Origin of the sequence: Streptomyces sp. NBC_00328, assembly GCF_036139655.1 — a bacterium.
In the GTDB taxonomy this organism is placed as follows: Bacteria; Actinomycetota; Actinomycetes; order Streptomycetales; family Streptomycetaceae; genus Streptomyces.
The window spans coordinates 8,508,221-8,531,893 of sequence record NZ_CP108013.1 but is presented as its reverse complement, the minus strand read 5'-3'; the positions used below and the strand labels follow the sequence as shown (position 1 = coordinate 8,531,893).

Below are 23,673 nucleotides of genomic sequence, written 5' to 3'. Positions count from 1 at the left end.
CGCCTTCCCGCGCCTCCCGGAAAAGGAACCTGCTCCCACGTCGACCACGGCCGAGCCCGGATCCCCGGCCGGCAGGTCCCGCGGGACCGCCCGGCCCAGGCTGCACAACGGGGCCTGGGCCGGGGCCGCCGGCCCCGGCCCACGACTCGTCCTCCGGCCACGAACCGGCCGTCCATCCCGGCCTGACCAGCCTCGACGGAATCGCTGTTCTGGTCGAGATCGGTATGCTCGCGCCCGTGCCCGCGTCCTCCGGCCGGCCGGTCCCGGCCCGGGCACGCGCCCGGAACGACGTCGACGGATGAGCGAGAAGACAGTGTTCGAGTACGAGAAGGACGGCGCGGCCATCTACCGCGAGTCCTTTGCCACCATCCGCGCGGAAGCGGATCTCGCGGCCCTGCCCGCCGATGTCAGCCAGGTCGCGGTCCGGATGATCCACGCCTGCGGCATGGTGGACCTCGTCCGCGACCTCGCCTACACACCCCGCGTGGTGGCCCGCGCCCGCGAAGCCCTGCGTTCGGGCGCGCCCGTCCTGTGTGACGTCTCCATGGTCGCGAGCGGGATCACGCGCAAACGGCTGCCCGCGGACAACGACGTGATCTGCACGCTCTCCGACCCGTCGGTGCCGGACCTGGCGGCGGAACTGGGCACCACGCGCAGCGCGGCCGCCCTGGAGCTGTGGCGCGACCGCCTGGACGGCGCCGTGGTGGCCGTAGGCAACGCTCCCACCGCGCTGTTCCGCCTCCTGGAGATGATCGAGGAGGGCGCGCCGCGCCCCGCCGCGGTCATCGGCGTGCCCGTCGGCTTCGTCGGCGCCGCCGAGTCGAAGCAGGCTCTGAACGAACACCCCTCCGGCCTCGACCACTTGGTCGTACGGGGCCGCAGGGGCGGCAGCGCCATGGCAGCGGCCGCGATCAACGCGATCGCGAGCGAGGAGGAATGACCGAGGGGCCCACGCGGCGTCGAGGTCACCTTGCCACTGACGGCTAGGAGGCCTGAGCAACTGCTCCGTCGGAAGGTACTTGGACAGGACCAGGACCCTGAGCTGTTGCTGCCCTCAACTGCTGCGATGGCTCATGGGTGTCCGAGCACGTCCGCTGCCGTTCGTCGGCGTCGTACGGGGAACGTCACGAAACCGCCTCGGCCGCCATGGAAGCGCTGAACCTTCCCGAGCCAAAGGTGTTCACAGCCGTTCGCCACTACGCGCTGGTCTCCCCGCTCGAAAACGGCTGACGGGGATGTTGGCCTTGGGACGTACGTATGGACGCCGCAGCTGGGGCGGACGAAGCCGGCCGGATTCGAACCGGCGTCCTCGCGGTTTTGGAGACCGCGCGCGACGACCTCTGCGCTACGACTTCGCCCGACTGGGATCCTAGCCCCGCCGGTCATGTGCGCGACGTACAGGCGCTCTTCGTCAGAAGCCGTTGCCGTACCGGTCATGGAGGAAAATCCAGGGGAACGGACGGCCGTGCGCTGCTACGGTCGGGCGCCATGAGCTGGCTCCCCGAAGACTTCGTCCACCCCGTCCTGGTACCGCTGCCGGGCGGTGGTCATCACCTGCGGCCGATCCGGGAGGCGGACACCCCGCTCGACTATCCGGCGGTGACGGGTTCGCGCGAGCGGCTGTGGACCATCTTCGGCCCGGCCTGGGGCTGGCCCGCGGCCACCATGACCTACGAGGCCGACCAGGCCGACCTGTTGCGGCACGAGAAGGAGATCGCCGCACACCTGTCCTTCAACTACGCGCTGTTCGACGCGGCGGAGACAGCTCTGCTCGGCTGCGTCTACATCGACCCACCGGAAAGGGCCGGCGCGGACGGCGAGATCTCCTGGTGGGTGGTGGACGAGCTGGTGGGCAGCGAGGTCGAGCAGGCCCTCGACGCGCTGGTGCCGCGGTGGATCGCCGCCGACTGGCCGTTCGAGCAGCCGCGCTTCCTCGGCCGCGAGATCTCCTGGTCGGACTGGCTCGCCCTGCCGGAGCATCCCGACGCGTAAGTGGTTGCTGCCCGTACCGATCTCGAAGCCTGTCGATCACGCGGTGCTGCCACCTTCCTCGGCACCGGGTCCCGGACGAAGCAGGCGGCCACTTCCTGGCACGTCGGCGGACCCTGCCGGAGCCGTAACACAGCCATCAGGCCCTCAATGGCAACAACCACTCAGCGATCCGTGGAGGTCAGTCGGGATCCGGGGGCGTGCCGCCTCGGTGGAGCCGTGCCGAGATCCAGGCGGCCGCCGCCGCCGGGTCGGGCACGATCGGGACCCCGGGCGGCACCGGTGGTCTGCGCACCACGACCACGGGCAGTCCCGCCTCACGGGCCGCGGTCAGTTTCGGTGCGGTGGCCTGTCCGCCGCTGTCCTTCGTCACCACGACGTCGACGGCGTGGCGCCGGAGCAGTTCCCGTTCCCCCTCTGGCGTGAAGGGGCCTCGGTCCAGCAGCACCTCCATGCGGGGCGGAGCCGGAGCCTGCGGCGCGTCCACGGAGCGTACGAGGAACCACAGGTCCTCCAGAGCCGCGAAGGCCGCAAGACCCAGCCGGCCCGTGGTGAGGAACACCCTGCGGCCCAGTGAGGGCAGGAGTCCGGCTGCCTCCTCCAAGGTCCCGGTCTCGTGCCAGACGTCGCCCGCGACCGGCACCCAGCCGGGGCGCCGCAGGACGAGCAGGGGAACCCCGGTGGCGGCCGCCGCCGCGGCCGCGTTGGAACTGATGGTTCCGGCGAACGGATGCGTGGCGTCGACGACCGCGTCCACCGCGTGCTCGCCCAGCCACCGCGCCAGCCCTTCCGCACCGCCGAAGCCGCCGACGCGCACCTCGCCGGGCGGCAGCCGGGGCGCGCCCACGCGTCCGGCCAGCGAGCTCGTCACCCTGAGGCCGGCAGGCGTCCCCGCCGCCAGGCTCTCGGCGAGACGTCGGGCCTCGGTCGTACCACCCAGGATCAGTACGTGCACGACGTCCGGGTCCCTTCCGCGGGGTGAGGCGTGGGCAGCGCGGCCGCGGGGCGGTCGCAGGGCCCAACCCAAGCACACCGCGGCCCGGGGTCGGATCCGCCCCCGGTGGTCGCGCGGACGCGGGAGAGGCCGACGTGATCGGTCACGGCGTACGGGCCCGGCCGGCCCGCGGAGCCGACCCCGGACACCGCCCACGCCGTACGGTCCCCGCCGGTCCCGGACGCCCCCGCATCACCCGGGACACCCCGCCGTCTCGCGGAGCGCCACCCGGTGGGGCACCGTGGAATCACGCCTGGCACTCCCGCCACGGCGGAGAGGAGCAGCCGCATGTCCGAGCACACCTACCGGGTCACCGAGATCGTCGGGACCTCTCACGAAGGCGTCGACCAGGCCATTCGCAACGGGGTCACCCGGGCCTCGCAGACCCTGCGCAACCTCGACTGGTTCGAGGTCACGCAGGTCAGGGGCCAGATCGAGGACGGACGGATCGAGCACTACCAGGTCGGTCTGAAGCTCGGTTTCCGGCTGGAGGACGCCGACTGACCGACCCGCGTCCCACGGGTCCACCGGACCCGCCGAGAACCCTCAGGTCCGCCCCTCCCGCTCCTGCGCGTCCTTCAGTGCCGCCGACGCGGCGGCCCACCGTGCCCGTACGACCGTGAAGCCGGCCCGCTCCGCCTCCTCGCACACGAACTCGTCGTCGTCGACGAGGACGCGGACCTCCCGGTCACGGGCCAGCCGGCGAAGGATCTCCAGTTTGGTGCGGCGGGCGGGCCTGCGGTCGTCGTTGCGCCGCATCCAGATGCGCCCCTCGGGCAGACCGTGCCCGGCCAGCCACTCCACGGTCGCCCGCCGGCACCGCTCGGGGCGGCCGGTCAGATAGACGACCTCGCACTCCCGCGCACTGCTCAGCGCGAGCGCGACGCCCTCCGCGAGCGGCGGATCCTCGGACGCCGCCGCGAAGAACCCTGCCCAGTCCCGCGGCGAGCGCTCCAGGAACCGCTGCCGGTGCGCGGTGTCCGCGAGGGTGCCGTCGAGATCGAACACGGCGAGTGGTCTGCTGCTCTGATCCTTCACGCGGACCAGCCTAGACAGCGACTCCGACAACGGGCCGGCCACAACACCCCGCCCCGGGACCGCGAAGCGGCGTGAACACGCTCAACTTCCGTCTCTCCAGGCCCTGTTCACACCACCGGCAAGCCCTTACCGTAATGCCTCGCACAGCATGTCGCACAGCATTCGGTATGTCGAACCGAGTCGGCTCCGTCGACGTCCCGAGCCGGACGGCGTGGCCGGCTTCCGCCTGCTGAGGCGTCCGCGTACACACCACCGAGCCACCGGGCCCCCGGCCCGGGTGTGTTGCGGCGCCTCGCACGAACACCGAGGAGACCGGCATGAACGACAGGCCCCTTCAGCCCTCCCGGCGGGTCGCCCTCGGGGCGATGGCCGGCCTCACCGCCGCCTTCGCCCTCGGCGCCCCGGCCCGCGCGGCGGCCGGGACCGCCTATGTGATGGGGTACTTCACCGAGTCCCCGAACGGCGACGGAGCGGACTACGGCCTGCATCTGGCCGTCAGCGCCGACTCGCTGCAGTGGACACCGCTGAACCAGAACAAGCCCGTCGTCACCCCGTCCGGCGGCACCGGCGGTCTGCGCGATCCGTTCGTCCTGCGCAGACAGGACGGCACGTTCGTGGTGCTCGCCACCGACCTCAAGGGCACCGACTGGAGTCTGCAGAGCCAGTACATCCATGTCTGGGACTCCGCCGATCTGCGGTCCTTCAGCGGCTACCGGCGCCTGAAACTGCACGACATGGCCACCCACAGCTGGGCGCCGGAGGCGTACTGGGACGCGGGGCGGGGGCAATACGGGATCATCTACTCCGCGGTCAACGGCAGCGGTCACAACGTCATCATGGTCAACTACACGTCCGACTTCGTGACGGCGTCGGCCGCGCAGGTCTTCTTCGACCCGGGCTACGACGTGATCGACGGCGATCTGGCCGTGGGCGTCGGCGGGGTGAACTACCTCTATTTCAAGAAGGACCAGACGCTGGTGGGCGCCAGGTCGACGTCCCTGAACCCCGGCAGCTTCACCGTGTTCAGCACACCGGTCGCCCACGGCGGCACCGAGGCCCCGATCCTCGTCAGGTCCCAGTCGACCGGGACCTGGTTCCTCTGGGGAGACACCTACACGCCCAACGGGGTCTTCTACGCCTGGCAGTCGGCCGATCTCGCGAGCGGCACCTGGGCGGCGGTCGACCAGCGGCTCTACACACAGCCGCTGAACTCCAAGCACGCGAGCATCCAGCCGATCACCACGACGGAGTACGACAGCCTCCTCACCAAGTGGGGTGCCCCCGCCTGGAACCGGCTCAAGTCCTACAACCATCCGGCGCGTTACGTCCGGCACTCCAACTACGTCGGCCGGATCGACGAGTACCCCTTCGACCCGTACCCGGACTCGCAGTGGACGCTCGTTCCCGGACTCGCCGACACGGCGGGCGTCTCGTTCCGCTCGGTCAACTACCCGACGCGCTATCTGCGCCACAGCAACTACCAGATGGCGCTCGACATCGACGACGGGACCACGACGTTCGCCCAGGACGCCACGTTCCACCGGACCGCGGGTCTGGCCGACACCTCGTGGTCGTCGTTCCGCTCCCACAACAACCCGAGCCGTTACCTGAGGCACGCAAACTACGTGCTGCGCATCGATCCGATCTCCACCTCCACCGACAAGGCCGACGCCACCTTCTCGGTCGGTTCTTGACGCCCCTTCACCCTCAGGAGACAACCCCCGATGTCCCCTCTCCGCAGACTTCTCGCCGGTGCGGCGGCGGCAGCCGCCGCGCTCGGCGGGCTCACCTCAGCCGCGTCCCCCGCCACGGCCGCCGACTCGGGCACGTTCAGTGTGCTCAGCTACAACGTCGCCGGGCTGCCCGACGGCATCTCCAGCGCGCCGACACCCCGCCAGGCCGCGACCACCGCGATCGGCGGACTCGTCGCCCCCTACGACATCGTCCATGTCGAGGAGGACTTCAACTACCACGCGGCGCTGTACGCGTCCGACACCGCGCACGCCTACCGCACCCCGACCAGCGGCGGCGCGGGCATCGGCAGCGGTCTCAACACCCTCTCGAAGATCTCGTACGACACCGACGACTTCGAGCGGGTCGGCTGGAACTCCTGCCAGATCGACTCCGGCGACTGCCTCACGCCCAAGGGCTTCACGTTCATGCGGGAGCGCCTGGCCGAGGGTGTCTACGTCGACTTCTACAACGTGCACACCAACGCGGGCACCAGTGACGGCGATCTCGCCTCCCGCGCCGACAATCTCAACCAGCTCACCGCCTTCATCGGCTCCCATTCCGCGGGCAACGCCGTCGTCGTCATGGGCGACACGAACACCCGCTACACCCGCTCCGGCGACACCATCGCGGAGTTCGCCGCCGCCAACGGGCTGTCGGACGCCTGGGTCCAGCTCGTCCGCGGCGGCACCCCGCCGGCCAAGGGGAGCGACGCCCTCGTCTGCGACCAGAGCGGCACCACCGTGCCCGACACCTGCGAGGTCGTCGACAAGATCCTCTACCGCGGCAGCAAGCTCGTCACGCTCCACGCCACGAACTACCGCAACGAGCACACACGCTTCCTGACCTCCGACGGCCTGATGCTCTCCGATCACGATCCGATCACCGCGTCGTTCACCTGGTCACGCAACAGCGGCTTCCAGCTCAGCGACCAGTTCGGCGGGCCGCACGGCGACTACTTCAACGACATCGCCCGGGTGCCGGCCGGCGCCCGCGCGTCCGTCGTGTCCCTCGGCAGCGGCGCGCGGATCGACCGGATGGGACTGACACTGAGCGACGGCACCACGCTCACGCACGGCGGCACGGGCGGTACCACCGCCTCGCTGACCCTCGGCAGCGGCGAGTACGTCGCTTCCGCGCAGCTCTGCGAGGGAGTGAAGGACAGTCATACCCGCATATTCTCAGCGAAGTTCACCACGAGCCTCGGCCGCACCCTGTCCGGGGGCACGACGACATCGGACTGCGTGACCCGCACCGCGCCGAGCGGCTGGCAGATCGCCGGCTTCCACGGCCGCGCCGGGGACGAGGTCGACAAGATCGGCTTCGTCTACACCCAGCGCTGACCGGACGGCAGGCACCCAGGCCGTTCCCGCCGGGTTCCCGCAGGTTCCCGGACCCGGCGGGAACCCGGCGCCACCGGCCTCCGGCCACCCGGCCACCGGAACCACTCCGTCACCCGGCCGCCCTGTCACCCGGACCATCCCGTCGCCCCGTCAGGAAGCGTCCGACAGCCAGGGCCTGACCCTTCTGCGTGCCTCATGCAGACGGGACTTGAGCGTGCCGAGCGGAATGCCGACGCGCTCGGCGGCCTCCGCGTACTCGAGCTGACAGATGTCCCGGTAGACCAACGGCTCCACCAGATGCGGGTGTTCGCGCTCCAGGCGCTCCAGCGCCTCCAGGAGGTCGACCCGGGAACCCGCGATGACACTTGTCGTCCGCGGATCGACGTACCGCGCCGCGTCGATGGCCTCCGGCCGCTCGGCGGCACGCCGCTTCAGCTCGCGGTACTTCTGCCGGGCGCAGTTGGCGACGACCGTGTGCAGCCAGGTGCCGAACCGGCTGCGCCCCTCGAACGCCGTGATGTTCCGGGCGACTTGGAGCAGGACGTCCTGGGCCGCCTCCTCGGCGTCCTCGCGGCACGGCAGAAAGCGCCCGCAGCGCCGCACGACCTCGGGCCGGACCTGCCGCAACAGGACGTCGAGTGCCGCCCGGTCTCCGGCCGCCGCCCGCAGCGCGAGCTCCTCGGTCTCCGCCGCCTCGCCCACCTGGCGCTCCCCTCGGTGCCGGCCAGAGCCAGGCATGATAGTCGTATGCACTCGCTGGAGCGGATCGGCCGTTACCGCCTCGAACGGCGCCTGGGCGCGGGTGGTTTCGGCGTGGTCTGGCTCGCCCATGACGACGTTCTCGACGCGGCCGTCGCGGTCAAGGTTCTCACCGAGAACTGGGTCGACCGCCTGGACATCCGGGAGCGCTTCCTCACCGAGGCCCGGCTGTTGCGCAAGGCCGACTCCAGCCGGGTCGTCCAGGTCTACGACATCGGTGAACTCCCGGACGGCAGGCCCTACTTCGTCATGGAGTACGCCGACGGTGGCACCCTCGCCGAGCGGATCGAGGCCGGTCCGCTGCCGGTCGCCGAGGCGCTGCGCCTGACGGCGCTCGCGGCGCGGGGCGCTGCCGCGCTGCACGCGGCCGGGATCGTGCACCGCGACATCAAGCCCTCCAACGTGCTGCTGCGCACCACACCCGGCGGAGCCGACCGGGTGCTGCTGGCCGACCTCGGGCTCGCCAAGAGCCTGGCCCAGGCCTCCGGACTCACCCTCGCCGCGGGCTCGGCCGGCTACACCCCGCCCGAGCAGGCCCGGCCCGGATCCGGGATCGACGCGCGGGCCGACGTGTACAGCCTGGGTGCCCTCGGCCACCACCTCGTCACCGGTTCGGTTCCGGGCCCGCCCGGCCAGGTCGATCGCCCCGACCGGCTCCGTACGGGCCTCGGTCCGGACGTCGGACGGGCACTGCTGCGCGCCATGGAACCGGACCGGGAGCGGCGCTGGCCGAGCGCCGCCGTCTTCGCGGCGGAGCTCGAACGGCTGGCCGGGGAGGCCGCGGCCGGAGGTGCCCCCGCGTCCCGGCGAAGCCGGCGCACCACGCTCTTCGCGCTGGCGGGTGCCGCCATGGCCTGCGCCGTCGGCGTCACCGCCGTACTGCTGACGAAGGAGTCCGCGGCGAGCACCCTGGCGGTCGAGGACGGCACGGGCCGGATCACGGTGGAGGTGCCGGCCGGCTGGGGCGGGCAGGTACGCGACTCCGGGTGGAATCCGCGCTCGCTGGGTCTCGAGGACGGCACGGAACCCGGCCTCGTCGTCGCGAACCGCCTGGCGCGCTGGCCGGACCTCAGCGCCGGCGTCGACGGAGCCTTCGTCGGACTCAGCGCGCACGGCGACGTGAGCGGCGAGGTCCGGGCCATCGCGCACCCGGGATGCCACTACGCCGGAAGCCACGCCTATTCCGGCGCGCGCTGGCACGGGCTGATACGGACCTGGGACGGCTGTCCCGGCGAGGACGGCCGTCTCACCGAGGCCGCGCTGACCTCGCCGGGCGGCGGGCAGCCCCAGGTGTACGTGCAGATCCGCCAGGAGAGCGGCGACGACGACACGGCCGACGGCGTCATCGCCTCCGTACGCCTCAAGGCCTGATCCTGGACGGGCGGTCCCGCCGGAACCCGTCGGCGTTCCCGCGAACTTTTCGGTCCCCGGGCGCATCCAAGAGGAGTGAGGGGCGCGACGCGCCCCGCACAGGTGCGATGGCCTCGTACGGAGATTCGCAAGGAGTGGTGACATGTCGACCTTCCCGCGCACGGTGGCGGACCCGGACCGGCCCGGCACGGTGTCCGCGCACCGCGTTTCACCCACCGCCCGGCGGGCCGCGCTGCTCGCGGGTGCCGCCCTGCTGAGCCTGCTGACCGCCTGCAACAGCGGCTCCCCGCAGAGTTCGCCGAAGACTCTTCCCGGTACGGCCGGACCCGCTTCCGGCGACACGAGCACGAAGGCGGGTTCCACACCGGCGGCCAGCCCGGCCGCGAGTTCCCCGTCGAAGAAGGCGGGAACCGGGACGGGGAGCGGGTCCGCCCCGGCCACGGCCACCTCGGGGAGCGCCGGTGGCGGCGGGCGGTGCCACACCTCGGAGCTGCGCGCCTCCGTCGGCCGTAACGACCCCGGAGCGGGGCAGCAGAACTTCCCGGTCGTCCTGACGAACAAGTCCGGGCGTACCTGCACGGTGCGCGGCTATCCCGGCGCGGCCTTCGTCGACGCCTCCGGCAAGCAGCTCGGACCCGACCCCCAGCGGTCCCCGGGCACGCCGACGACGGTCGTGCTCGCGCCCGGACACAGCGCGTGGTCGGGCCTGACCTTCTCCAACCCGGAGATCAGCGGGGCGGACACGGCGACCCCCGCCTCGCTGATCGTCACGCCGCCCGACGAGCTGGACTCCCTCACGGTGGCGTGGACGCAGGGCAAGGTGCCCGTGTCCGGCAACGCGTCATCGGTCCGCCTGACAGTCCTCAGCCCCGGGACCGCCCCCTGACGTAGCCCCACGACGGCCGCGCCGCGGACAGGCGGCCGACGGAGCCCGTCACGTCACCGGCGGCCTCCCTCACCCCCGCCGCCGAACGATCCGAAACCCCCGGAACCGGAACCGGAGTCCGTGACGTATCCGCCGTCCCGGGGCGAGCCGCCCGGACCGTCCCCCGGGCAGAGAGCGGACGCGGAGGCGCAGGTGCTGTCGGACGGCTCCGCGGACGGAGTGGCGTGGGCAGGGGTCGCGGCCGTCGCGGTCGGCGTCCGGGGACTGACGGGTGCCGTCGCCGACGTGGAGGGCTTGCCGGTGGCGGAGCCCTTCGCGTCACCCTTCGCGGAGTCCCAGTTGACGACCTCCAGCTGGAGCGAGGGCGAGGAGGTGTCGAGCGTCCAGTGCTGGATCGGTTCGTCCTTGCGGAGTTTGAGGACGAGGTCGGACTCCCCCTCGGCCGACGCGGGAACGAGGGCCAGGTCCTGGTTCCAGCGCGGCACGAGCATGCCCTGGAGGGTGAAGTCGTAGCGGATGTTCTTGCCGCCGGGCTGTGACGCGCCCGTACAGGGGGCCAGTTGGACGGAGTAGGCGAGGTGGGAGTCGAGGCACAGGTCCGGGTGGGCCGCGTCGCGCAGCAGCCCGTCCGCCGCGTACGACCACTCCGTCGCCGACTCCGAGGAGCACGGGACGAGCCGGGCCTCGGCACCGCTCGCGGGCGTCGCTCCGGCGAAACCGACGCACCGGTCGGTCGCCGTGTTGTGCAGCCGGCCGCGGACGGTCCCGTCCTTCTTCTCGCCGTTCCGGGCCCACGACGGGTTCGTTTCCCCGCTCGATGCCGCCGACGTGTGGCCGCGGTCGGTCGTGTCGTGCCGACCGTCCGGGTCCGCGTCGGACGCCCACAGGACCAGCGGAACCGCGATGAGCGCGCTGAGGGTCAGCACGGCGACGGCGACGTTGCGGCGGCCCGGTGCGCGCCGGGCCGCCTTGCGCCCCGCGGCCCGGCGGGAGGCGCGGGTTCCGTCGCCGGTACGGGTTGCGCCCCGGCGGCGGGAGGCGCGCCTGCCTTCGCCGGGTTCGGCGGCGTCCTGTCCGGACGGGGTGGACGGCCGCTGCGTGGCCCTCTCGTGGGCCGTGGGCGGCGTGCCGCCGTACCGACGGGCGTCCGGCGGGGTGCGCGGAGGAAGGCCCGGAGGGCGTACGTCGTCGGCGTCGGGCTGGAACTCGACGATCCCGGCGGTCCCGGCGGCCGGGCCGCCGGTGGCACCCGTGGCTCCGTCGGTGAAGACATGGCCGGTGAAGGCCTGGCCGCTTCCGGCGACGGTCGTTCCATCCGCGTAGAACCGGCCGGTACCGTCGCCCTTCTGTTCCTGGACCTCCTCCGTGGCCGCCGCGGCCCGCGCCTGCCGGGAGGCCAGATAGGCGTGCGCGCCCCAGCCGAGCACCGCCTCGGCGAGCGGGACGGCGAGTTCGCCGTTGAACAGGCTCAACTGGTCGGCCGCGTACCGGCAGTGGCCGCATTCGTCCATGTGGTTGCGCAGGTCGGGGTCGAGGTCGGTACCGCCGCGCCGGAAGGAGACGTCGAGCATGCGGTGGTAGCGGCGGCACTCCTGGCTGGGGGCGAGTTCGTGGTGGATCTCCAGACAGCCCTGGCGCAGGCGTTCTCTGGCCCGCTCCAGTTCGGTGACCGCGTCCTCGGGGAAGATCCCCAACAGGGCCGCGGGTACCTCCGGTTGTTCCGCCTCCACCTCCCCGTGCCACAACAGGCAGCGGGCCGGCTCGGGCAGCCGCTGGAACGCGCGGGAGATGAGCCGCCTGTCCTCCGGCGGAAGCAGTCGCGCCGCCGCGCGGTCCACGCGGTCCTCCCGGTCCGCTTCGGCCAGAAGTTCCGGAGCGAGCAGTTCACGCCGCTGGTCCATGAGCCACTCGGCCGCTATCCGGCGGACGGTGACGAGCAGTTGGGGTCGCCATGCGGCGCTCGGCCCGGCCTGGTGCAGCGAATCCCCGAACATCCGCGTGAATGAGGCGGTGGTGAGCATTCCCGCGGGCCGTACGCCGCCGGTGCACAGCCGGGCGTAAGAGAACACCGCCTCCCAGTGCCGGTCCAGGAGTTCCCCGACGGGATAGTTCGCGGGCGCGCCACCCTGCCTCTTCAGCTCGGCCGCGAGCCGTTCATCCGACGCCTCGAACAAGCGGTCGGGGTCAGACGAATGAGACTGCGTTCCGTCATTCACGTCCGCTTTCCTTCCAAAGGCAGCGCAGCAATTGTCCATACCAATGGGTATGTAGACCGCCCGTCGGAACCGGAGGGTCTACCCAGGGGGTGGTGGTGACGTCGGGAACGACCGCCCCTGACAGCCCTTTCGGGCGAGGGGAAGCGGGCGCGCCGCACGCGTGCAGAACGAACCCAATATTGTCTGCACGCCGACAACGCCCACCTTTGCACAGGGCGGCGAGCGGGAACAAGCGATCCCGGATTTTCCCTTAATGCGGCACGGTCGCGAATATTGACCAAATGTCAGCGGGCCCGCGCCAAAAGAAATTCGGAAACCCGGCGACCCGACCTTCCGTCCCGAAGTCTCCACAATGGGAGCGCTCTCATGCGCTCATCCGAGCACCTTTCCGCACGGAATTCCTGGTCCGCCCGGAGCCGGCCGTCGTGAGCACGCCGGACCACGACGACGGGCGGCCCGGTCGCGGTGGCCGGGGCGTCGCCCGCTCGGGGGCCGTCGGCGCCGCGGGGGCCCGTACGCGTCAGTGACCGCTGATCGCCCGGGGCGTGTACGGCTGTTCCAGCTCCTCGGTCTCCTTGTCCGAGAGCTCCAGGTCGAGCGCGGCGACCGCGTCCTCGATGTGCGCCGCCCTGCCGGCGCCGACGATGGGCGCGGTCACGGTGGGGCGCGTCAGCAGCCAGGCGAGCGCGACCGTGGCGCGCGGCACCCCACGCCCGGCGGCGACGCGCGCGACCGCGTCGACGATCCCGCGGTCGCCGTCCTGGTACAGGTTCCGGCCGAACCGGTCGCCTCGGCTGCGTTCGGTGGACGTGTCCCAGTCACGGGTGAGCCGGCCACGGGCCAGCGGGCTCCACGGCAGGACGCCGACACCCTGGTCGGCGCAGAGCGGCAGCATCTCGCGCTCCTCCTCGCGGTAGAGGAGGTTGTAGTGGTTCTGCATGGACACGAATCTGGTCCAGCCGTGCAGCGTGGCCGTGTACTGGGCCTTGGAGAACTCCCACGCGTACATCGAACTCGCCCCGAGGTAACGGGCCTTGCCCGCCTTGACCACGTCGTGCAGCGCCTCCATCGTCTCCTCGACGGGGGTGCGGCGGTCGAATCGGTGGATCTGGTAGAGGTCGATGTAGTCGGTGCCGAGGCGGCGCAGACTGTTGTCGATCTCCGTCATGATCGCCTTGCGGGACAGTCCACGGCCGTTGGGGCCCTCGTGCATCGCGCCGTTGACCTTGCTGGCGATGACGATCTCGTCGCGGCGCGCGAACTCGCCGAGCGCCCGTCCGACGATCTCCTCGCTGGTGCCGTCCGAGTACACGTTCGCCGTGTCGAAGAAGGTGATCCCGGCCTCCAGGGCCTGGCGGATCAAGGGGCGCGATGCCTCCTCGTCGAGGGTCCACTCGTGGACGCCCCGGTCGGGCAGGCCGAAGCTCATGCAGCCAAGGCAGATCCGGGAGACGTCCAGACCCGTCGAACCGAGCTTCACGTACCGCATGCTCACTCCTGCTCTCGCTGCCGGTGGGGGTGGGGCGGGGAGATCCGAGGACACATTCCTGCCCGCCGGGGACACCCGACAGCCCTACTCCACAGGCGCTTCCAGGTCGTCGTACACCCGCGCCGACGCGATCAGGCCATCGCCGCCCCGGGCGCAGACCGCGAGGCCCGGCTGCGGCGGCAGAGCGGCGCCGCCCCAGCGGTCGACGACGTACTCGAACGCGGTGCGGGTGCCGTCCTCGGTCACGGTGCACAGGGTGAGCGGGATGCCGCCGCCCGCGGCGAAGAAGGCGTCGTGGAGTTCGGTCAGCTCCTTGGTCCCCGTGTACCGGCGCGCGCCGGCGGCCGGCCCCCGGAAGGACCCGTCCGGCGCGAACGCGGCGACGACGGCCGCGGTGTCCCCCGCGCCGAGGGCGGCCAGGTAGGCGCCCACCACGTCGGAGGCGTGCGCCGACGGGTCGGGCGGCGTCATCGGGCGGCGCACGACGCGCCGGCCGGGCAGCGGCAGCCGGGAGTGGTGGACCCGCACCGGCAGCGCGGAGGCGAGGTCCACCACGGCGGCCACGGGCAGCCCGACGCGCTCGCCCTCCGCACCCTCCAGATGGACGACCCACTCCCCCACGGCCCGTCGCTCGCCGAGTGTGGTGGCGACCTCCTCGATCTCCGCCTTCCGCTCCGCCCTCCAGGTGTCCTGCACGGCCAGCCAGGCCGCCAGGACGGCGACACCGCTGATCCGGCCGGCCTCCGGGTCGTCGAGGGCGACGGGTACGGTGGCCGTCGCCGGGTCGCGCAGGGCGTCGGCGAGCTCGGCGTCGCCGAGCCGGTCGACGAGGTCGGGGATCTGCGGGATCCAGACCATGGGGACTCCTGGGCCGTGCGGAGTGGTCGCCTTCGATCGTGTGCCCGCACCGGCCCCGGCGCGACCCCAGGGCGGGAGACCCGTGCGTACGGCGTCGCCGGAGCACCCGCTCAGCGCTCTGTCCGAATCCCGCCGGACGCGAGGCCGCGCAGGGCGCACTGTTGAGGGTGAACACGCTGTGAGAACTCGGAAAGGACCGACCGATGACGGTCTACACGACCATGGACAGCCCGCTCGGCCGACTGCTGCTGGTGGGTGAGGGGTCGGCCACCGCCAAGGGCGGCACCGCGCTCGCCGCGCTGTCCGTGCCGGACCAGAAGTACGGCGCGGTCGTCCAGACCGGCTGGCGGGAGGACGCGGACGCCTTCCGGGAGATCGTCTCCCAGCTGAGCTCGTACTTCGACGGCCGGCTGACCGCCTTCGACATCGAGTACGTGACGAACGGCAGTGACTTCCAGCGGCGCGTCTGGAAGGCCCTGGAGACCATCCCGTACGGCACCACGGTCAGCTACGGGGAGGTCGCCGCGCGGATCGGCGCGTCCAGGGCCGCGGTCCGTGCCGTCGGTACGGCGATCGGGGCGAACCCGCTGCTGATCGTCCGCCCCTGCCACCGCGTGATCGGCGCGAGCGGGGCGCTCACCGGCTACGCCGGGGGCCTGGAGCGCAAGCGACAGCTCCTGGACCTGGAGGACGTGCCGTCCTGACCTGCGCGGGCGCGTCCCTGCCGGTCGTCCCCACCGGCGCGGGCGCGTCCCTGCGGGTCGTCCGGGCGTCCGGCCGGACGGCCTTCCGGGTCCCGCCCGTCGCGCCCGGGTAGCGGGACCGGGCACGGCCTAGAATCGTGGGGTTTGCCCTGCCCCCTGCCCCCTGCCCCCGACGGCCGGGCCGCGGCCCACCGGACCGCGCCCCGGGCCGCCACCAGGAGTCCCGCCGATGCCCAGCCCCGACGGCCGCCCCCACGACTCGTACGTCCGCGTCCGCGGCGCCCGGGAGCACAATCTGCGGGGTGTCGACGTCGACATCCCGCGGGACCTCCTCGTGGTGTTCACCGGGGTGTCGGGGTCCGGGAAGTCGTCGCTGGCCTTCGGAACGATCTACGCGGAGGCGCAGCGGCGGTACTTCGAGTCGGTCGCCCCCTACGCCCGGCGGCTGATCCATCAGGTGGGGGCGCCCAAGGTCGGGGAGATCACCGGGCTGCCGCCGGCGGTGTCCCTCCAGCAGCGCAGGTCGGCGCCGACCTCCCGGTCCTCCGTGGGCACGGTCACCAATCTGTCCAACTCGCTGCGGATGCTGTTCTCGCGTGCGGGCCGGTATCCGGCGGGCGCCGAGCGGCTCGACTCGGACGCCTTCTCGCCGAACACGGCCGCGGGGGCGTGCCCCGGGTGCCACGGCCTCGGCCAGGTCCACCGTACGACGGAGGAGTTGCTGGTCCCCGATCCGGAGCTGTCGATCCGCGAGGGCGCGATCGCCGCCTGGCCGGGGGCCTGGCAGGGCAAGAACCTGCGGGACATCCTCGGCACGCTCGGCCACGACGTGGACCGGCCCTGGCGCGAACTGCCCGCCGGGGAGCGGGAGTGGATCCTGTTCACGGACGAGCAGCCGGTGGTCACCGTGCATCCGGTACGTGAGGCCGAACGGATCCAACGCCCCTACCAGGGCACGTACATGAGCGCCCGGCGCTATGTCATGAAGACCTTCTCCGACACGAAGAGCGCCACCCTGCGGGCCAAGGCGGAGCGATTCCTCGCCGCCGCCCCCTGCCCGGTGTGCGGCGGCGCCAGGCTGCGGCCCGAGGCACTGGCGGTGACGTTCGCGGGGCGCACCATCGCCGAGCTGGCCGCGCTGCCGCTGGTCGATCTCGCGAAGTCCCTCACGGCCGACTCCGAGACCGCCCGCGTCCTGACCGAGGACCTCGCCTCCCGTATCGCGCCCGTCATGGAGCTCGGACTCGGCTACCTCAGCCTCGACCGGGCCACCCCCACCCTCTCGGCGGGCGAACTGCAACGGCTGCGCCTGGCGACGCAGTTGCGCTCCGGGCTGTTCGGCGTGGTGTACGTCCTCGACGAGCCGTCCGCCGGACTGCACCCGGCGGACACGGAGGCCCTGCTCACCGTGCTGGAGCGGCTGAAGGCGGCGGGCAACTCGGTGTTCGTCGTGGAGCACCACTTCGATGTCGTGCGCGGCGCCGACTGGCTGGTCGACGTGGGACCGCTGGCGGGGGAGCACGGCGGGCAGGTCCTGCACAGCGGGCCGGTCGCCGGGCTGGAGGGTGTGCCGGAGTCCGCGACGGCACGCTTCCTCTTCGACCGCTCCCCCGCACCGGCGCGCCCGGTGCGCACGCCCCGGGGACGGGTGTCGGTCGGTCCGGTGACCCGGCACAATCTGCGCGGGGTCACCGCCGAGTTCCCGCTCGGTGTGTTCACCGCGGTCACCGGGGTCTCCGGCTCCGGGAAGTCCACACTGATCGGCGAGTTGACCGAGGACCTGGCGGGCGTCGGACGGCTGGTCGGTGTCGACCAGAGACCCATCGGCCGTACGCCCCGCTCCAATCTCGCCACCTACACCGGGCTGTTCGACGTCGTGCGCAAGGTGTTCGCCGGGACGAAGGAGGCCACGGCGCGCGGCTACGGCGCGGGACGGTTCTCCTTCAACGTGGCCGGAGGGCGCTGCGAGACCTGTCAGGGCGAGGGCTTCGTCAGTGTGGAGCTCCTGTTCCTGCCCAGCACCTACGCCCCGTGCCCGGACTGCGGCGGCGCGCGCTACAACCCCGAGACCCTCGAAGTGACGTACCGGGGACGGAACATCGCGCAGGTCCTGGATCTCACGGTCGAGGCGGCGGCGCGGTTCTTCGCCGACGCGGACGCCCCGGCCGTCACGCGCAGCCTCGGCACCCTGCTCGACGTGGGCCTCGGCTACGTGCGGCTCGGCCAGCCCGCCACGGAGTTGTCGGGCGGCGAGGCCCAGCGCATCAAGCTGGCGAGCGAGTTGCAGCGGATCCGCCGGGGGCACACCTTCTATCTCCTCGACGAGCCGACGACGGGACTGCACCCTGCCGATGTCGAGGTGCTGACGGGCCAGTTGCACGGGCTCGTGGACGCAGGTCACACCGTCGTGGTGGTGGAGCACGACATGACGGTGGTGGCGGGCGCCGACTGGGTCATCGACCTGGGTCCGGGCGGGGGTGACGAGGGAGGCCGGATCGTGGCCGCCGGTCCCCCCGGGCGGGTGGCCACGGCGGCCGGCCGGACGGCGCCCTACCTCGCCCGAGCACTCGGCGGGCGCCGCTAAGGGCTGATCGGTCTGCACCGCGAGGCCCCAAATAGCGCTCGACACAATGGAGTTGAGGCCACACCATGGTGGCGATGACGGGCTGGGCCGGGAGGAGCGGATCAGTGGGCATGGGGTACGAGGGGCTGCCTCGCGAGTACCGGTTGAAGCGGTCCCGGATGCGTCTGTTCCTCTGGGTGATCACGGCGGGCACGGTGAGCGTGGCGCTGGCGCTGCTGAGCGCGGACGATCTGCCCACCTCGTTCACGTACCCCTTCCTCGTCGCGTGGGTGGCGCTCATGGGCTGGCTCTTCTACGCCACCCTGCGCTGTTCCACCACGGCGGACCTCAAGGCGGTCCATGTACGCGCCATGGTCAGGCGGCGCCGGCTGGCCTGGGAGGACATCCAGGACATCAGGGGCGAGCTGAATCCTGGCGCGGCGTTGCACGAGCACGCGCCCGATGTGCTGGTCTACGCCTTCGGCCGGGACGGCAAGAAGGTGCTGCTGCCCTTCCTCGACGACCTGCACGTGAACGTGGAGCGCGAGGTCGCGGTACTGCTGGAGGCCTGGGAGGAACTCCGCGGCGAGGACTGGGCGCCCGTCCCCGAGGCCGCCGCCCGCATCGACCGGCACAACGCCCGCCACGGCGCGATACTGAACGCCATCGCCAACACGATGCTGGCATTCGTCCCGCTGACGGTGCTGATGCTGCTGCCGCTCTTCGTGGACATGCCCGGTTGGCTGGAGTCGGTGCTGCGGCCGCTCGTGGTACTGGGTCTTGGCCTGCCGCTGGTCTTCGCGCTGACCGCGATCACCACGTACCGCCGTCGGATGCGGAACGGCTGAGCCACGCGCTCCCCGGCGCGGCACCGATGCCCTCCGGCGGCCTCGTTCCGCCCCGCCCGTGTGCTCGGGCGGCTCCGGTGGCGGAACCCCTGGATCTCAGGGGCCCGCCCCGGAACACGAAACCGGCTCTCAGAGATGCGCCCCGGGGCCTGGGCCGGGATCGCCCGCCGAGGCCTGTGCCGCCTCGGCCAGGGACCGGCGGTCGGGGTGGCTGCCCGCCGGGAACGGGGGCCGCAGGCTCACCTCGGCCACCAGGCCGCGCGCCGACACCACGCGCCACAGCGAGGCGAGCAGCGAGTCCTCTCCGACGAACGCGGGCGCGGTGCTCGCCGCACCGTCGGCGAACCGGTACCGGATCCGCACCGGCTGGACCGGCACTCCGGCGTCCAGCGCGGCCTGGAACAGGGCCCTGCGGTAGCGGCCGTGGGCCCGGCCGCACCAGGTGCTGCCCTCGGGGAACGCGGCGACGGCCGAGCCGCCGCGCAGGGTCGCGGCGATCCGCTCCACCGTGCCGGGCAGGGCCCGCAGCCGGTCGCGGTCGATGAAGAGCGTGCCGCCGCGGGCCGCCAGCGCGCCCGCCACGGGCCAGTCGCGCACCTCGGTCTTGGCGACCATCCGTGCCGGGCGGACGGCGGCCAGCAGCGGGATGTCCAGCCACGAGATGTGGTTGGACACGATCAGCATCCCGCCGAGGGGCCGGGCGGTTCCGGTGATCCGGGTGCGGACCCCGGCCGTGTGCACCAGGGCCAGGCACCAGCGGCGGATGCACCGGTCCCGTCGCTCCGCCCTCAGCCGTGCGATCAGCGGGACCAGGGCGACCCCGAGGACGACCACGGCCAGCAGCGCGGCCAACCGCAGGACGGCGCGCGGCACGCCTGTCCAGGGCCGCCCGGACTCCACGCAGTCGCGCGGCGAGCAGGGCGCGGTGGGCAGCCAGGCACTGGCTCCCCGGACGGGACCGGCGGCCGGCCGCCGCGGCGCGGGGACCGGATCGGCGGCCGGCCGCGGCGCGGGCACGGTACCGGCGGCCGGCCGCGGCGCCGGGGCGGTTCCGGGGAGCAGCGCCGCTCCCTGCCCTCCGCCGAACCGGGGACGGCGGAGGGCGGTGAGACGCGGCGCTCCGGTGCGGGCCGTGCTCATCAGGCGGGGACGAGCGAGAGGAAGTGGCGGAGGTAGCGCGGGTTGACCCTGCTCATCGACAGCAGCACGTACATGTCGGCGACGCCGAAGTCCGTGTCGTGCGCGGGCTCGCCGCACACCCAGGCGCCGAGGCGCAGATAGCCGCGCAGCAGCGGGGGCAGTTCGGTGCGCGCGGGCCGGGTGACGCCCTCCGCGCTCCAGGGCAGCAGGGGGCGGACCCGGAACTCCTCGGGTGCCAGGTGCTTGGCCACCACCCGGTCCCAGGTGCCCGCGGCGAGGGCGCCACCGTCGGCGAGGGGTATGGAGCAGCAGCCGGCGAGCCATTCGTGGCCGCCGTCGATCATGTAGCGGGCTATCCCGGCCCAGATCAGGCCGATGACCGCGCCGTCGCGGTGGTCGGGGTGGACGCAGGAGCGGCCGACCTCGACCAGCCCGGAGCGAATTCCGGCCAGCGGTCCGAGGTCGAACTCGCTCTCCGAGTAGAGCCGTCCGGCGATCGCGGCACGCTCGGGCGGCAGCAGCCGGTAGGTGCCGACGACCTGGTCCGTCTCCGTGTCGCGGACCAGCAGGTGGTCGCAGTACGCGTCGAAGGCATCGATGTCGAGGCCGGGCTGCGGGGTGTTCAGGAGGGCGCCCATCTCCCCGGCGAAGACGTCGTGCCGCAGGCGCTGCGCGGCCCGGACGCCGGCCTCGTCGCGGGCCAGGGTGACGGTGTAGCGGGTGGGGGCGACGGGCTGGGTCGGGCTGTCGAGGGTGGAAACGCCGGTCATGGCACTCTCCTGGTCACGGGCCGGTTCGGCGGAGGGGGTACCCCCCTGCTCGAACGGAATTGAGAGCTCGGGGGAGGCAGGCCGGATCCGAACGGTCTGCGCGCTCCTGTTCTTCCGACGCCGGTTGGCGTACGCGTGACCTTTGCCAGGAGGGCGGATGTGAGGATGTTGAATGACAGGGGTGCCCCGGAAAAGCGAGACGGGACCGGGTATGAGCACCACACCCGGTCCCGCCCGTCCGCACCGTACGGCGAACGACTTTGTGCCTAACGCTTGCCGGCCTTGCGGGTGGCGCGCAGCCACTCCTTGTTCATGCCCGTGATGGAGAACAGCGGGATGCCCTTCGGGCAGGCGGTGGCGCACTCCCCCGTGAGGGTGCACCCGCCGAAGCCCTCCTCGTCCATCTGCCCCACCATGTCGAGCACCCGGGTCTCGCGCTCGGGGGCGCCCTGCGGCAGCACGTTCAGGTGGTTGATCTTGGCCGAGGTGAACAGCATCGCGGCGCCGTTCGGGCAGGCCGCCACGCAGGCGCCGCAGCCGATGCACTCCGCGTGCTCGAAGGCGAAGTCGGCGTCGGGTTTGGGGACGGGAGTGGCGTGCGCCTCGGGCGCGGCGCCGGTCGGGGCGGTGATGTAGCCGCCGGCCTGGATGATCCGGTCGAAGGCGGAGCGGTCGACGACGAGGTCCTTGACGACCGGGAAGGCGGCGGCCCGCCACGGCTCGACGTCGATGGTGTCGCCGTCGCGGAAGGAGCGCATGTGGAGCTGGCAGGTGGTGGTGCGCTCGGGTCCGTGGGCGTCGCCGTTGATGACCAGGCTGCACGCGCCGCAGATGCCCTCGCGGCAGTCGTGGTCGAAGGCGACGGGGTCGTCGCCCGCGAGGATGAGGTCCTCGTTGAGGGTGTCGAGCATCTCCAGGAAGGACATGTCGGCGGAGATGCCGTCCACCTCGTACGTGGACATCGCTCCGTCGGCGTCGGCGTTCTTCTGCCGCCAGACGCGCAGGGTGAGCTTCATGCGTAGCTCCGCTGGGTGGGGTGGACGTACTCGAAGACCAGGTCTTCCTTGTGCAGGACGGGCGCGGCGCCGGTGTCGGTGAACTCCCAGGCGGCCGCGTACGAGAACTCCTCGTCCCGGCGGGCCGCCTCGCCGTCGGGGGTCTGGGACTCCTCGCGGAAGTGGCCGCCGCAGGACTCGGCGCGGTGCAGCGCGTCGAGGCACATCAGCTCGGCGAGTTCCAGGTAGTCGACGATCCGGTTGGCCTTCTCCAGCGACTGGTTGAACTCCTCGCCGGTGCCGGGCACCTTGATGCGCCGCCAGAACTCCTCGCGGATCTGGGGGATGCGCTCCAGGGCCTTGCGCAGGCCGCTCTCCGTACGGGCCATCCCGCAGAACTCCCACATGAGTTCGCCGAGTTCGCGGTGGAAGGAGTCGGGGGTGCGGTCGCCGTCGACGGCGAGCAGGAGCCGCAGCCGGTCCTCGGTGTCGGCCAGTACCTCCTGGACGGCGGGGTGTTCGTCGTTCAGCTCGTCGTCGGTGGTGCGGTGCGGGTTGCGGGCGAGGTAGTCGTTGATGGTCGACGGCAGGACGAAGTAGCCGTCGGCGAGTCCCTGCATGAGGGCGGAGGCACCGAGCCGGTTCGCGCCGTGGTCGGAGAAGTTGGCCTCGCCGATGGCGAACAGGCCGGGGACGGTGGTCTGGAGGTCGTAGTCGACCCACAGTCCGCCCATCGTGTAGTGCACGGCGGGGTAGATCCGCATGGGCACGGTGTACGGGTCCTCGGCGGTGATCCGGGCGTACATGTCGAAGAGGTTGCCGTACTTCTCCTCGACCGCCTTGCGGCCCATCCGCCGGACGGCGTCGGCGAAGTCGAGGTAGACGCCCTGGCCGCCGGGGCCCACTCCCCTGCCCTCGTCGCAGACGTTCTTGGCGGCGCGGGAGGCGATGTCGCGGGGCACGAGGTTGCCGAAGGAGGGGTAGATGCGCTCCAGGTAGTAGTCGCGCTCGTCCTCGGGGATCTCGTTCGGCGGGCGGGTGTCGCCGTGCGCCCTCGGGACCCAGATGCGGCCGTCGTTGCGCAGCGACTCGCTCATCAGCGTGAGCTTGGACTGGTGGTCGCCGGTGCGCGGGATGCAGGTGGGGTGGATCTGGGTGAAGCAGGGGTTGGCGAAGTACGCGCCGCGCCGGTGGGCCCGCCAGATCGCGGTGGCGTTGGAGTTCATGGCGTTCGTCGAGAGGTAGAAGACGTTGCCGTAGCCGCCGCTCGCCAGGACGACGGCGTCCGCGAAGTAGGTGTCGATCCGGCCGCTGACCAGGTCGCGGGCGACGATGCCGCGGGCCTTCCCGTCGACCACGATCAGGTCCAGCATCTCGGTGCGCGGATGCATCTCGACGTTCCCGGCGGCGATCTGCCGGGACAGCGCCTGGTAGGCGCCGAGCAGGAGCTGCTGGCCGGTCTGGCCGCGGGCGTAGAAGGTGCGGGAGACCTGGACGCCGCCGAAGGAGCGGGTGTCGAGCAGGCCGCCGTACTCGCGCGCGAACGGCACCCCCTGGGCGACGCACTGGTCGATGATCTCCACCGAGATCTGCGCCAGGCGGCGGACGTTGGACTCGCGCGCCCTGAAGTCGCCGCCCTTGACGGTGTCGTAGAAGAGCCGGTGCACGGAGTCGCCGTCGTTGCGGTAGTTCTTCGCGGCGTTGATGCCGCCCTGCGCGGCGATCGAGTGGGCCCGGCGCGGGGAGTCCTGGTAGCAGAACTGGACGACGTGGTAGCCCTGTTCGGCGAGGGTGGCGCCCGCGGAGCCGCCCGCGAGGCCGGTGCCGACGACGATCACGGTGTGCTTGCGGCGGTTGGCCGGGTTGACCAGTTTCGCCTCGAACCGGCGCCTGTCCCAGCGCTCTTCGACCGGGCCGGCCGGCGCCTTGGTGTCGGCGACCGGCTCCCCGGTCGTGAAGTGGGCGTATTCAGCGGTCAT

The 23,673-nt window shown here is 72.2% G+C and carries 20 protein-coding genes and 1 tRNA gene; 10 read left to right on the top strand and 11 right to left on the bottom strand.

All coding sequences use genetic code 11. The features are described from left to right. The first annotated feature begins 313 nt into the window (after positions 1 to 313). Positions 314 to 940, top strand: a complete 627-nt coding sequence (locus OG485_RS37315) for a precorrin-8X methylmutase (RefSeq protein ID WP_328674797.1) — start codon at positions 314 to 316, stop codon at positions 938 to 940. A gap of 340 nt (positions 941 to 1,280) precedes the next feature. Here the strand turns inward: OG485_RS37315 and OG485_RS37310 are convergent. Then, positions 1,281 to 1,355: transfer RNA gene (locus tag OG485_RS37310), tRNA-Trp, on the bottom strand. A gap of 133 nt (positions 1,356 to 1,488) precedes the next feature. On the opposite strand from OG485_RS37310, the gene OG485_RS37305 reads away from it, so the two are divergent. Next, positions 1,489 to 1,992 carry an N-acetyltransferase gene (locus tag OG485_RS37305; protein ID WP_328673000.1) on the top strand — a complete coding sequence of 168 codons (504 nt, stop codon included), beginning with the start codon at positions 1,489 to 1,491 and terminating at the stop codon, positions 1,990 to 1,992. A 178-nt stretch (positions 1,993 to 2,170) separates the two neighbouring features. Here OG485_RS37305 and OG485_RS37300 read toward each other — a convergent pair whose 3' ends face one another. Next, on the bottom strand, positions 2,171 to 2,944 hold the full coding sequence (locus OG485_RS37300) for a cobalt-precorrin-6A reductase (protein WP_328672998.1): 774 nt from the start codon (positions 2,942 to 2,944) through the stop codon (positions 2,171 to 2,173). A 327-nt stretch (positions 2,945 to 3,271) separates the two neighbouring features. Here OG485_RS37300 and OG485_RS37295 point away from each other — a divergent pair, with 327 nt between their 5' ends. Further along, positions 3,272 to 3,487, top strand: a complete 216-nt coding sequence (locus OG485_RS37295) for a dodecin (protein ID WP_328672996.1) — start codon at positions 3,272 to 3,274, stop codon at positions 3,485 to 3,487. Between the two features lie 42 nt (positions 3,488 to 3,529). Here OG485_RS37295 and OG485_RS37290 read toward each other — a convergent pair whose 3' ends face one another. Further along, positions 3,530 to 4,021 carry a phosphatase domain-containing protein gene (locus tag OG485_RS37290; protein WP_328672995.1) on the bottom strand — a complete coding sequence of 164 codons (492 nt, stop codon included), beginning with the start codon at positions 4,019 to 4,021 and terminating at the stop codon, positions 3,530 to 3,532. Between the two features lie 317 nt (positions 4,022 to 4,338). On the opposite strand from OG485_RS37290, the gene OG485_RS37285 reads away from it, so the two are divergent. Both OG485_RS37285 and OG485_RS37280 read left to right on the top strand, forming a co-directional pair. Beyond that, a complete protein-coding gene (locus OG485_RS37285) occupies positions 4,339 to 5,715 on the top strand; it encodes a glycoside hydrolase family 43 protein (RefSeq protein ID WP_328672994.1) in 1,377 nt (458 codons plus the stop codon). 30 nt (positions 5,716 to 5,745) lie between these two features. Next, positions 5,746 to 7,095: a jacalin-like lectin gene (locus OG485_RS37280; RefSeq protein ID WP_328672992.1), complete on the top strand. Its 1,350-nt coding sequence runs from the start codon at positions 5,746 to 5,748 to the stop codon at positions 7,093 to 7,095. Positions 7,096 to 7,245: 150 nt separating this feature from the next. Here the strand turns inward: OG485_RS37280 and OG485_RS37275 are convergent, their stop codons facing one another. Further along, a complete protein-coding gene (locus tag OG485_RS37275) occupies positions 7,246 to 7,833 on the bottom strand; it encodes an RNA polymerase sigma factor (RefSeq protein ID WP_328672991.1) in 588 nt (195 codons plus the stop codon). Positions 7,834 to 7,842: 9 nt separating this feature from the next. Here OG485_RS37275 and OG485_RS37270 point away from each other — a divergent pair, with 9 nt between their 5' ends. Continuing rightward, the gene (locus tag OG485_RS37270; protein WP_328672990.1) at positions 7,843 to 9,225 is read left to right on the top strand and encodes a serine/threonine-protein kinase; all 1,383 of its coding nucleotides are present in this window, start codon (positions 7,843 to 7,845) and stop codon (positions 9,223 to 9,225) included. Positions 9,226 to 9,367: 142 nt separating this feature from the next. Further along, positions 9,368 to 10,111, top strand: coding sequence for a DUF4232 domain-containing protein (locus tag OG485_RS37265; protein ID WP_328672988.1), 744 nt, complete (start codon positions 9,368 to 9,370; stop codon positions 10,109 to 10,111). 53 nt (positions 10,112 to 10,164) lie between these two features. Here OG485_RS37265 and OG485_RS37260 read toward each other — a convergent pair whose 3' ends face one another. From OG485_RS37260 to OG485_RS37250, 3 genes are all read right to left on the bottom strand, one after another. Beyond that, positions 10,165 to 12,285 (bottom strand): ricin-type beta-trefoil lectin domain protein, encoded by a 2,121-nt coding sequence (locus OG485_RS37260; protein WP_443048840.1) that lies wholly within the window; start codon positions 12,283 to 12,285, stop codon positions 10,165 to 10,167. Between the two features lie 562 nt (positions 12,286 to 12,847). After that, positions 12,848 to 13,816: an aldo/keto reductase gene (locus tag OG485_RS37255; RefSeq protein WP_328672984.1), complete on the bottom strand. Its 969-nt coding sequence runs from the start codon at positions 13,814 to 13,816 to the stop codon at positions 12,848 to 12,850. Positions 13,817 to 13,900: 84 nt separating this feature from the next. Next, positions 13,901 to 14,674: a nuclear transport factor 2 family protein gene (locus tag OG485_RS37250; protein WP_328672982.1), complete on the bottom strand. Its 774-nt coding sequence runs from the start codon at positions 14,672 to 14,674 to the stop codon at positions 13,901 to 13,903. A gap of 203 nt (positions 14,675 to 14,877) precedes the next feature. Between OG485_RS37250 and OG485_RS37245 the strand changes: the two genes are divergently transcribed. From OG485_RS37245 to OG485_RS37235, 3 genes are all read left to right on the top strand, one after another. Then, positions 14,878 to 15,378: a methylated-DNA--[protein]-cysteine S-methyltransferase gene (locus OG485_RS37245; protein WP_328672980.1), complete on the top strand. Its 501-nt coding sequence runs from the start codon at positions 14,878 to 14,880 to the stop codon at positions 15,376 to 15,378. 229 nt (positions 15,379 to 15,607) lie between these two features. Beyond that, complete coding sequence (locus OG485_RS37240; protein ID WP_328672979.1) at positions 15,608 to 17,962, top strand: excinuclease ABC subunit UvrA; 2,355 nt, start codon at positions 15,608 to 15,610, stop codon at positions 17,960 to 17,962. Positions 17,963 to 18,072: 110 nt separating this feature from the next. Next, a complete protein-coding gene (locus tag OG485_RS37235; RefSeq protein ID WP_328674796.1) occupies positions 18,073 to 18,789 on the top strand; it encodes a PH domain-containing protein in 717 nt (238 codons plus the stop codon). Between the two features lie 129 nt (positions 18,790 to 18,918). Here the strand turns inward: OG485_RS37235 and OG485_RS37230 are convergent, their stop codons facing one another. The 4 genes from OG485_RS37230 to OG485_RS37215 form a co-directional block, all read right to left on the bottom strand. After that, positions 18,919 to 19,929, bottom strand: a complete 1,011-nt coding sequence (locus OG485_RS37230) for a 1-acyl-sn-glycerol-3-phosphate acyltransferase (protein WP_328672977.1) — start codon at positions 19,927 to 19,929, stop codon at positions 18,919 to 18,921. Next, positions 19,929 to 20,699, bottom strand: coding sequence for a GNAT family N-acetyltransferase (locus OG485_RS37225; protein WP_328672975.1), 771 nt, complete (start codon positions 20,697 to 20,699; stop codon positions 19,929 to 19,931). Before OG485_RS37225 ends, OG485_RS37230 begins: the two co-directional genes overlap by 1 nt. Positions 20,700 to 20,965: 266 nt before the next feature. Beyond that, positions 20,966 to 21,715 (bottom strand): succinate dehydrogenase/fumarate reductase iron-sulfur subunit, encoded by a 750-nt coding sequence (locus OG485_RS37220; RefSeq protein ID WP_328672974.1) that lies wholly within the window; start codon positions 21,713 to 21,715, stop codon positions 20,966 to 20,968. Next, positions 21,712 to 23,673 carry a fumarate reductase/succinate dehydrogenase flavoprotein subunit gene (locus OG485_RS37215; protein WP_328672972.1) on the bottom strand — a complete coding sequence of 654 codons (1,962 nt, stop codon included), beginning with the start codon at positions 23,671 to 23,673 and terminating at the stop codon, positions 21,712 to 21,714. The genes OG485_RS37220 and OG485_RS37215 overlap by 4 nt, the downstream gene beginning before the upstream one ends.

What these genes read in the sequence shown, in the direction of transcription:
- OG485_RS37220 (WP_328672974.1), bottom strand. Translation starts at nt 21,715, where the DNA reads ATGAAGCTCACCCTGCGCGTCTGGCGGCAGAAGAACGCCGACGCCGAC.
- OG485_RS37280 (WP_328672992.1), top strand. Translation starts at nt 5,746, where the DNA reads ATGTCCCCTCTCCGCAGACTTCTCGCCGGTGCGGCGGCGGCAGCCGCC.
- OG485_RS37270 (WP_328672990.1), top strand. Translation starts at nt 7,843, where the DNA reads ATGCACTCGCTGGAGCGGATCGGCCGTTACCGCCTCGAACGGCGCCTG.
- OG485_RS37240 (WP_328672979.1), top strand. Translation starts at nt 15,608, where the DNA reads ATGCCCAGCCCCGACGGCCGCCCCCACGACTCGTACGTCCGCGTCCGC.
- OG485_RS37305 (WP_328673000.1), top strand. Translation starts at nt 1,489, where the DNA reads ATGAGCTGGCTCCCCGAAGACTTCGTCCACCCCGTCCTGGTACCGCTG.
- OG485_RS37235 (WP_328674796.1), top strand. Translation starts at nt 18,073, where the DNA reads ATGGGGTACGAGGGGCTGCCTCGCGAGTACCGGTTGAAGCGGTCCCGG.
- OG485_RS37255 (WP_328672984.1), bottom strand. Translation starts at nt 13,816, where the DNA reads ATGCGGTACGTGAAGCTCGGTTCGACGGGTCTGGACGTCTCCCGGATC.
- OG485_RS37230 (WP_328672977.1), bottom strand. Translation starts at nt 19,929, where the DNA reads ATGAGCACGGCCCGCACCGGAGCGCCGCGTCTCACCGCCCTCCGCCGT.
- OG485_RS37275 (WP_328672991.1), bottom strand. Translation starts at nt 7,833, where the DNA reads ATGCCTGGCTCTGGCCGGCACCGAGGGGAGCGCCAGGTGGGCGAGGCG.
- OG485_RS37245 (WP_328672980.1), top strand. Translation starts at nt 14,878, where the DNA reads ATGACGGTCTACACGACCATGGACAGCCCGCTCGGCCGACTGCTGCTG.
- OG485_RS37215 (WP_328672972.1), bottom strand. Translation starts at nt 23,673, where the DNA reads ATGACCGCTGAATACGCCCACTTCACGACCGGGGAGCCGGTCGCCGAC.
- OG485_RS37225 (WP_328672975.1), bottom strand. Translation starts at nt 20,699, where the DNA reads ATGACCGGCGTTTCCACCCTCGACAGCCCGACCCAGCCCGTCGCCCCC.
- OG485_RS37265 (WP_328672988.1), top strand. Translation starts at nt 9,368, where the DNA reads ATGTCGACCTTCCCGCGCACGGTGGCGGACCCGGACCGGCCCGGCACG.
- OG485_RS37285 (WP_328672994.1), top strand. Translation starts at nt 4,339, where the DNA reads ATGAACGACAGGCCCCTTCAGCCCTCCCGGCGGGTCGCCCTCGGGGCG.
- OG485_RS37295 (WP_328672996.1), top strand. Translation starts at nt 3,272, where the DNA reads ATGTCCGAGCACACCTACCGGGTCACCGAGATCGTCGGGACCTCTCAC.
- OG485_RS37250 (WP_328672982.1), bottom strand. Translation starts at nt 14,674, where the DNA reads ATGGTCTGGATCCCGCAGATCCCCGACCTCGTCGACCGGCTCGGCGAC.